The organism is Pontimicrobium sp. MEBiC01747 (assembly GCF_053601635.1).
The window spans coordinates 1-8,766 of sequence record NZ_JBSHNS010000051.1; the positions used below are offsets into that span (position 1 = coordinate 1).

Annotated in this window: 9 protein-coding genes and 1 pseudogene; 5 read left to right on the forward strand and 5 right to left on the reverse strand. The window is 29.5% G+C overall.

From position 1 onward, the window contains the following. On the reverse strand, positions 1 to 644 hold a 644-nt coding region (locus ACVC2P_RS00760), incomplete at its 3' end, for a tetratricopeptide repeat protein (RefSeq protein ID WP_452596575.1). A 335-nt stretch (positions 645 to 979) separates the two neighbouring features. On the opposite strand from ACVC2P_RS00760, the gene ACVC2P_RS00765 reads away from it, so the two are divergent. After that, positions 980 to 2,401: an L-serine ammonia-lyase gene (locus tag ACVC2P_RS00765; protein WP_452596576.1), complete on the forward strand. Its 1,422-nt coding sequence runs from the start codon at positions 980 to 982 to the stop codon at positions 2,399 to 2,401. Positions 2,402 to 2,514: 113 nt separating this feature from the next. Here ACVC2P_RS00765 and ACVC2P_RS00770 read toward each other — a convergent pair whose 3' ends face one another. Continuing rightward, a complete protein-coding gene (locus ACVC2P_RS00770; protein WP_452596577.1) occupies positions 2,515 to 2,979 on the reverse strand; it encodes a nuclear transport factor 2 family protein in 465 nt (154 codons plus the stop codon). Positions 2,980 to 3,096: 117 nt separating this feature from the next. Here ACVC2P_RS00770 and panB point away from each other — a divergent pair, with 117 nt between their 5' ends. The 3 genes from panB to ACVC2P_RS00785 all read left to right on the forward strand — a co-directional run bounded on the left by panB (position 3,097) and on the right by ACVC2P_RS00785 (position 6,069). After that, positions 3,097 to 3,915, forward strand: a complete 819-nt coding sequence (gene panB, locus ACVC2P_RS00775) for a 3-methyl-2-oxobutanoate hydroxymethyltransferase (RefSeq protein WP_452596578.1) — start codon at positions 3,097 to 3,099, stop codon at positions 3,913 to 3,915. Between the two features lie 21 nt (positions 3,916 to 3,936). Then, positions 3,937 to 4,632, forward strand: coding sequence for an RluA family pseudouridine synthase (locus ACVC2P_RS00780; RefSeq protein ID WP_452596579.1), 696 nt, complete (start codon positions 3,937 to 3,939; stop codon positions 4,630 to 4,632). A 63-nt stretch (positions 4,633 to 4,695) separates the two neighbouring features. Further along, complete coding sequence (locus ACVC2P_RS00785) at positions 4,696 to 6,069, forward strand: aldehyde dehydrogenase (RefSeq protein WP_452596580.1); 1,374 nt, start codon at positions 4,696 to 4,698, stop codon at positions 6,067 to 6,069. Between the two features lie 4 nt (positions 6,070 to 6,073). On the opposite strand, the gene ACVC2P_RS00790 is transcribed toward ACVC2P_RS00785, so the two are convergent. From ACVC2P_RS00790 to ACVC2P_RS00800, 3 genes are all read right to left on the reverse strand, one after another. Further along, positions 6,074 to 6,733, reverse strand: a complete 660-nt coding sequence (locus ACVC2P_RS00790) for a sensor histidine kinase (protein ID WP_452596581.1) — start codon at positions 6,731 to 6,733, stop codon at positions 6,074 to 6,076. 151 nt (positions 6,734 to 6,884) lie between these two features. After that, positions 6,885 to 7,589 (reverse strand): hypothetical protein, encoded by a 705-nt coding sequence (locus ACVC2P_RS00795; protein ID WP_452596582.1) that lies wholly within the window; start codon positions 7,587 to 7,589, stop codon positions 6,885 to 6,887. Between the two features lie 4 nt (positions 7,590 to 7,593). After that, on the reverse strand, positions 7,594 to 7,953 hold the full coding sequence (locus ACVC2P_RS00800; RefSeq protein ID WP_452596583.1) for a hypothetical protein: 360 nt from the start codon (positions 7,951 to 7,953) through the stop codon (positions 7,594 to 7,596). A gap of 617 nt (positions 7,954 to 8,570) precedes the next feature. Here ACVC2P_RS00800 and ACVC2P_RS00805 point away from each other — a divergent pair. Beyond that, a pseudogene (locus ACVC2P_RS00805) lies at positions 8,571 to 8,766 on the forward strand (hypothetical protein); the annotation flags it as partial.

The following is an 8,766-nucleotide window of genomic DNA, read 5'->3' on the forward strand; positions in this document are numbered from 1 at the left end:
ATATTACCATGTACTAAACCAATAATTCTATTTCTATTAACTGGGTCATTAGACAATGATTTTGATGCAACTTTTAAGGATTTATTAAAATAAAATAATGCTGTATCCATTTTTGCTGCCTTAAAATAATAGTATCCTAAATTATTATATGCAGACGGTATAATTAAAGAGTCTCTTCTTTCGTTTTTATCTAGTTGTTTTATTTCAATTTTTAATGCTTTAGCAGCTTTCTCATATTGATTTAATTGTTGGTAAAGTTTACTATTAACATTATAGGTCCATAAGGGATAATATGCTCCTTTGTCTATTAAATTATTTATTTGAGTATTTATCTCGAAAATTTCAGAATACAAACCAAGTGAATAGTACGTTTTATTCAAATTATCTAATACGTCTATACTGTCTGCTAAAGGAACATTACCTTCTTCTAAAAGCGTTCGTAAGGTATTTACACTCTCTATATATTTTCCTTGGTTTCTATCTATATCTGCTAGTATTATAGCTATTTTTGCCTTGTCTGAATTAGTAATTTTAGAATTGTTTAATGCTTTTAATTCTTTTTTAAAAAAGGAAGAATAAGTCTTTTTTAAGGAATCTGAAATTGAATCGTATAATTCAATTTTTTGCTTTAATGTTGCGTTCAAAAATTTAGTTTTGAACTCGTTTGTTTGCGAGAAACACAATAAACAATTGAATATTAAGCTTAAAAAAAATATTTTTTTCAACATTATAACAAAAAATGACTTTTTGCAATATAATTATTTCAAAATTATAATTACTTATAGATAATACTACAAAGCCTTAGTTTATATACCAAAAAAGCAGCGTTTTATCCCTAAAAGGTAGCACACTTCGGCCCGTATTTATATAAATTTAAGAAAGTTATAACTAGGTTTTAAAAACAAAAAATTACTTGAAATTCTATTAAACTTATAAAACACAATACTATATATTTGTTTTTCTAATTAATTAAGTAAATATGGAGTGTATTTCGGTTTTCGATATGCTAAAAATTGGAGTTGGCCCTTCTAGCTCACACACTTTAGGACCATGGAGAGCAGCAGAACGCTGGCTTTATGAATTGAAAGAAGATAATAAATTTAAAGATGTTAAACGTGTTAAAATAGATTTATACGGATCATTATCTCTAACCGGAAAAGGGCATGCTACAGATTTGGCTGTAATGCTAGGTTTAAGTGGTAGTGATCCCGAAGTTATACCTACAGAAACTATTGATATTATTATCGCTTCTATTCAAAATACAGGAAAGCTAGTATTAAATAATGAAATGATTATTCCTTTTGACATTAATAATGATATTGTATTTAATAAAAACTTCCTTCCTTTTCATGCCAATGGTATGACTTTTACGGCTTATGATGAATCTGAGGTTCATCAATCTACATTTTACTCTATAGGAGGTGGTTTTGTTGTAAAAGAAGAACGTACGGTACATGAAGAGAATAAAGAATTAAAAAGTGAATTTCCTTTTCCAATAGACAAAGCTTCAGAATTAATAAACTATTGTAAAGCTGAAAACAAATCGGTTTCTGAAATTGTTTTAGAAAACGAACGTTCACTACGCGATAATACTACTATTGATTATGAGCTAGAAAGAATATGGAAAACCATGCTAGATTGCATGTTTACTGGATGCCATACCGAGGGGACTTTACCTGGCGGGTTAAATGTTCGTCGTCGTGCTTTTGATATGCATAAAAAGTTAAATGTAGAGGTACCTTATATAACCTCTCAAGATTGGCTACAAAGCATAAGACAAAGTGAAGTTAAGTTTCGTCAAATATTAAAATGGGTTAGTTGTTTTGCTCTTAGTGTTAATGAAGTAAATGCTGCTTTAGGTCGTGTTGTTACAGCCCCAACAAATGGAAGTGCTGGTGTAATTCCTGCAGTTTTAATGTATTATATGGTTATAGAAAATCATGATGCCGATTTTAAACACATAAAGCAATTTTTATTAGTTGCTGGCGAAATAGGAAGCATCTTTAAAAAAGGAGCTACTATTAGTGCCGCTATGGGAGGTTGTCAAGCAGAAATAGGTGTATCTTCTGCAATGGCAGCTGGAGCTTTATGTGAGTTGTTAGGTGGTACTCCAGAACAAGTTTTAATTGCTTCAGAAATAGCAATGGAACATCACTTAGGGCTTACCTGCGACCCTATAGGTGGTTTAGTACAAATACCTTGTATTGAAAGAAATTCTATGGGAGCTATAAAAGCAATTAATGCCGCTGAATTAGCTTTAGAAACAGACCCTAGTAATGCTAAAGTACCTTTAGATAAAGTTGTTGATACCATGTGGGAAACTGCAAAAGATATGAACACGAAATATAAAGAAACTAGTGAAGGAGGGTTAGCCATTCGTGTAAATATGGCAGATTGCTAATTCTATTAAGAAATATCTCTAGTCCTAAATAATCGATACAGATTAAAATAGAAATAATAAAAAAACAGAAGTTACTAACTTCTGTTTTTTTGTATATTAAAATATTTCTATAATTATTCTTTACAACCTTTTTTACGTCTAGTATCTATTAAATAAATAATTTTCCAAGTTCCATTATCTTTAAATAGTTGAAAAGAATTTACTCCACAATGCAAAAAATTTCCATTAAACCAAAATTCGTATGGTGTCCAAGCATTTGCCATATTACCATCTACCCTTATTTTAAAATCTAATAAGCGTTCATCCCATTTTTGGTCTGCTGGTCTTTTACCAATAGTTTCAATTAATTTAGTAGAATTATCTGTAACAAGCATGTCTTTACCTGCTTTGTTTTTATATGCTGTTTGTGTTGTAAACTTCCCCATCATTACAGACTTCATTAAGGTAGTGTCGCCTTTATGGAATCCTTCAAAAAAAGTTTCTATTGTTTGTTTAACTGCAACTTTTTCGTCTACTTGTACTTGAGCTGTTATAATATTAGTAATTAATACTACAATAATTGTAATTATACGGACCATAATTATTGATTTTTTACGAATGTAAAATATATATAGAAAAGTACTTTAGTATTAAAGAAAAGTTTAACAGTATCTACTTAATTTAGTATTTTTACAATCTATATTAAATTATTATAAATGTCTGTAGCAAAAAAACAATACAAAAGAGTCACTGTTAAATCTTTAGTAGATATGAAAGCCAATGGTGAAAAAATTTCTATGCTAACTGCATACGATTATACAATGGCTAAAATTGTTGATGGTGCAGGAATAGATGTTATTCTTGTTGGGGATTCGGCAAGTAATGTAATGGCCGGACATGAAACAACATTACCTATTACCTTAGATCAAATGATTTATCATGCATCTTCGGTAGTTAGAGCTATAGAACGTGCTCTTGTTGTGGTAGATTTACCTTTTGGTAGTTACCAAAGTGATCCAAAAGAAGCATTGCGCTCTGCTATTAGAATAATGAAAGAGTCTGGTGGACATGCTGTAAAAATGGAAGGTGGTAAAGAAGTTAAAGATTCTATAAAACGTATTCTACATGCAGGAATACCTGTTATGGGACATTTGGGTTTAACCCCTCAATCTATATATAAATTCGGAACTTATACAGTTCGCGCCAAAGAAGAGCAAGAAGCTATTAAATTAAAGGAAGATGCTTTAATGCTAGAGAAAGCAGGTTGTTTTGCTATTGTTTTAGAAAAAATTCCTGCAAAATTAGCGCAAGAAGTGGCAGCTAGTGTTTCTATCCCTGTTATTGGTATTGGAGCTGGGTCTGGTGTAGATGGGCAAGTACTAGTAACACATGACATGATAGGCATGACGCATGAATTTAACCCTCGTTTTTTACGTCGCTATATGAATTTATATGAAGATATGACTAATGCTTTTAGCCAGTATGCAGAAGATGTTAAAAATGGCAGCTTCCCTAGTGAAAAGGAGCAATATTAATTGCTAGGAGTTTTACAAATAATGTCTAAAATAATATCTAACAAATCTAATCTACAAGTTATCTATGAAGATAACCACATTATAGTAGTTAATAAACGTGCTGGAGATATTGTACAAGGAGATAAAACAGGAGATAAACCTCTTAGCGATATTGTTAAGGAATATATTGCAGAAAAATATAATAAGCCAGGTAATGTTTATTTAGGTACTGTGCATAGGCTAGACAGACCTACCACTGGTTTAGTTATTTTTGCTAAAACAAGTAAGGCTCTACCACGCTTAAATAAGTTGTTTGTTTCTAAAGATATTTCTAAGACCTATTGGGCTTTAGTTAAAAATAAGCCTAAAAAACACGGAGACACGCTAATACACTGGCTTAAAAAGAATCCAAAAAACAACAAATCTACTCCTTATAGCAAAGAGGTTAAAGACAGTAAAAAAGCGATTTTACATTATAAAGTATTAAAATCGCTTGAGAACTATTCACTACTAGAAATTAATTTAGAAACAGGTAGGCATCATCAAATACGTTGTCAATTATCAAGTATTGGAAGCCCTATAAAAGGAGATCTTAAATATGGATTTGATCGTAGTAATAAAGATGCCAGCATTCATTTACATGCTAGGCAGATACGTTTTATTCATCCTGTTTCAAAAAAAGAATTAAATATAACTGCTCCGCTTCCTAAAGATGCACTTTGGAACGCTTGTTATTAATACAGTAAAGCGTATTAGTTTCTTTATTGAAAACTTTTATAACTTTATAGCTTAAACTATTTTATGATACCTGAATTATTAAAATCTCAAAAAGACTATTTTAAAACTGGTGAGACCAAATCTATTAGTTTTAGAAAAGCGATTCTTAAACGCTTAAAAATAGAGCTTATTAAACGTGAAGATGAAATAAACTCAGCACTATATAAAGATTTTAAAAAACCTGTTTTTGAATCTTATGCTACAGAAATCGCTATGGTAATTTCTGAATTAGATTTAACAATAAAGAAACTTACAAAATGGGCAAAACCTAAACGTGTAATGCCTTCTCTTTTAAATTTTCCTTCTTCTGATAAAATATACTCCGAGCCTTATGGTAATACGCTTATTATAGCACCATGGAATTATCCTTATCAATTAGCTTTAGCGCCTTTAATTGCGGCCGTAGCTGCTGGTAATACTGTTATTTTAAAACCTAGTGAATTAACTCCCAACACTTCTAATGTTGTAGAGAATATAATAACTACAGTTTTTAAGCCTAATCATGTTAGCGTTGTTAAAGGAGGTGTAACTATATCTACAGAGTTATTAGCACAACGTTGGGATTATATTTTTTTTACAGGAAGTGTTTTTGTTGGTAAAATAGTAGCAAAGGCCGCAGCAGAGCATTTAACACCAATAACATTAGAGTTAGGAGGTAAAAATCCCTGTATTATAGATGAAACTGCAAATATAAAATTAAGTGCCAAACGTATTGTATGGGGAAAATTTATAAATGCTGGGCAAACTTGTATTGCTCCAGATTATATTTTAATTCATAAGTCTGTAAAAGCACAATTTTATAAAGCATTAGAAAAAGAAATTGAATTAGCATACTCTAAAACCCCAAAAGAGTCTAATGATTTTGCCCGCATAATAAATGAAAAGAATTTTAAGCGTTTAGAGCAAATGCTTTATGAAGAAACTTGTGTTATTGGCGGCCAAACGGATATAGATTCTCTATATATTGCGCCAACTATAATAGATGAGCCTAAATTAGATAGTGAGGTTATGAAAGATGAAATTTTTGGTCCAATATTACCTGTCATCAGTTATGAAGATATTTCTACAATAGATTCTATTATTTTTAATTACCATAAACCTTTATCACTATACGTTTTTAGTAACAATAAACGTAAAGCAAAGGCACTTATAAATAGATTTTCATTTGGTGGTGGAGCCATAAATGATACTGTTGTTCATTTTGTAAACCACAAGTTACCTTTTGGAGGTGTTGGAAATAGTGGTATTGGTGCTTATCATGGTAAATTATCATTTGATACTTTTTCTCATAAAAAAGGCGTGGTTACAAAAGCCAATTGGTTAGACCTGCCTTTTAGATATGCACCGTACAAAGGCAAACTAAAGGTTATAAAAACACTATTTAAGTGGCTTTCTTAAAAGGTTAGTTATAGTTATAACTCAGCTCTAAAATTACACCTTCTCCAAGGTTAGACTTTAAACTATAACTCGCATTTATTAATGTCGCTCTATTTCTCATGTTTAGCAAACCTGAGCCTTTTTCTACTTCACTAACATTAAAACCTTTTCCATTATCTGAAACTATAATTTTTAACTTATCTGCTTTATAATCTAATACTATTTCTAATAAAGTAGCTTTAGAGTATTTTACAGTATTAGAAATAAATTCTTGAATGATTCTAAATAAAATAATACTGTTTTTACTGTCTTTATAATTTTCTGGATTACCTTTAATATCTAATGTTGTTTTAAGTAAGTTTAGCTTATTTAAACGTCTTGCCTCATGCTCTATAGATTGTTGCAGTCCTTTATTTACTATTACATCGCTATTTAATGATTTAGAAAGTGCTCTTAATTCACTTAGGCTTTCTTTTACAGCATTTTTAGTTTCTACAAAAGACTCTTTAATATCATCAGAAATTTGCATACTTAGTATGCTTAAATTCATATTTGCAACAGATAAAATTTGCCCTACATTATCATGTAATTCCTGCCCTATATTTTTAAGTGTTTGCTCCTGTATTTCTAATTGGGTTTTCGATAGTTCTTCTTCAAAAGCTTGCTGTTGTGCAATTTTGTCCAAAATAAGTTTGTTTTTTCTTTTTTGGAAAACTATAAAAAATAGGATGATTAGTGTACATAGAATAATGAGTACTCCAAGCATATAGACTAACATATATCGTTCTGAAGGAGTTGATACTCGAACTTCGGTATTTTGTAAAATTATAAGTAGATTATTCATTATCTGATTCTGAAAAAATTAAACCATAAGTAAACATAGAATACATGAATACATTTGTAATTAAATAAATTGCTGATCTAAGTGTAACATAACTCTCATCTCTTTTACCAAAGTATATATCATAAAAAACTAAAGGAGTAATAACTAACCACCAAACAAATATAGCTGTACTAATATAAAAGTTTAAAGACTTATAGAAAGTAAGAATCTTTTCACTCCTTAGTATTTGAATATAGTATAATACAGTACAAATTATAATAACTAACGTCCCCAAAACGTTTACGAATGGAAAAAAGCGTTTAAAAAACTCAGAAAAGTTTAATAACATATAAAACACTGAAGTTATAAAAAATATATAACCACTGTATTTAACGATATTTTTATCTCGTTTTAATAGTAATACCTTCTTATAATAAAATACAAAAAAAACAATAGCTCCAATATACCAAGTTATATTATACCAACAATGATTTGTTTCAAATTTAGTACCCTCTAAAAAATTTAAAAAACCATCTCCTTTTGTATAGTCTGCATACATACCAAAACCATCACAAAATGTCAGATAAACTAAAAAATATATAAAAAACCTAGCAGCTGTATGCTTATACTTTTTATAAAGTAATAAACCAGTTACAGCTGCTATAACTTCAACACTTCTTATTAGAAGTAAAGAATAGTCTCTTAAAAATTCTTCCACAGGTTTATTGAGGATAGTTAGCACTTGGTGGATGACCAGCTCCTCCTGCATTTAAAATATCTCCACCTGGAATATCTCCTTTACCACTGGATCGTTCTCTATTAGATCTCCCTGTTGGAGATAGAAAAATAGTGGTATAACCTTCATCGCTCTCTGCGCCTTCATAAGCGCGAATACCGCTTAAAGTATAACCTAATTCTTTAGCCTGCGCTTTTGCATGAGCTATATAATTTTCTAAATCTTCAATAGACCACCATGAAGAACGATTGTCATCTTTACCAATAAGTTTACTTATTGCTGCGTGTCTTCCATTAAACGCTTGATCTAATGCTCTTCCTTCTTTTGATGTTTTAATTCCTGACATAATTTAATTGGGGATTTTTAAAAATACTAACACATTAAAATAAGCTCAAGAAGATACTATGAGTACTTTTCATTTTTCTTAAATTAATGATTAATATTTTGGTTAATAATAGCATATTAAAGTTCTAATGTAGGAAAAAAGTTTCTAAAATGCTACTATTTATTTAATGAAACTAGCTTGGGTTATTAGTAATTAGTGGTATCTTCTCTAATAATCAAGACTCTATACTATTTTTTATAAAATTTTAACTAGTTATTTCTTTTTTGTAAATTACATATATTATGGAATTGTAGTATTTATAGGGCTTTCAACTTTTTATTTACAAAACATTATCTTTTTTAAGTAAATGACCTTTGAAATTTTATATTTGCTCTTTACCTTTAATCTAAAATTCTGCATATGCAGAAATCGTTATTAATATAATTATAAACAATGAATATGAAACTTATATGATCCAATAGGTATGTTTTAATCGTATTTACTTTAATGCTACTTGTGTAGTCTATTATTAGTAATTTAAAAAATAATTCTTATTAAATAAATTGAAACCCTACTAAATCAATTCTTTTTATATGAGATAATATACATGTAAAAAAAGAAATTTTCTTTAGTAAAAAATGAAAAATCAAAAATATTCGGTATTAATAGTAGATGACCACCCTATGATTACTGAAGTTTATAAAAATGTTCTACATTCAATAAACGACCAAAATAAAGACATTAGTTTTGATGTAAATATTGCTCATAACTGTGACGACGCTTACTCGATAATTAGAAACTCCCATAAATTCTCTAAAAATATTAACCTTATTT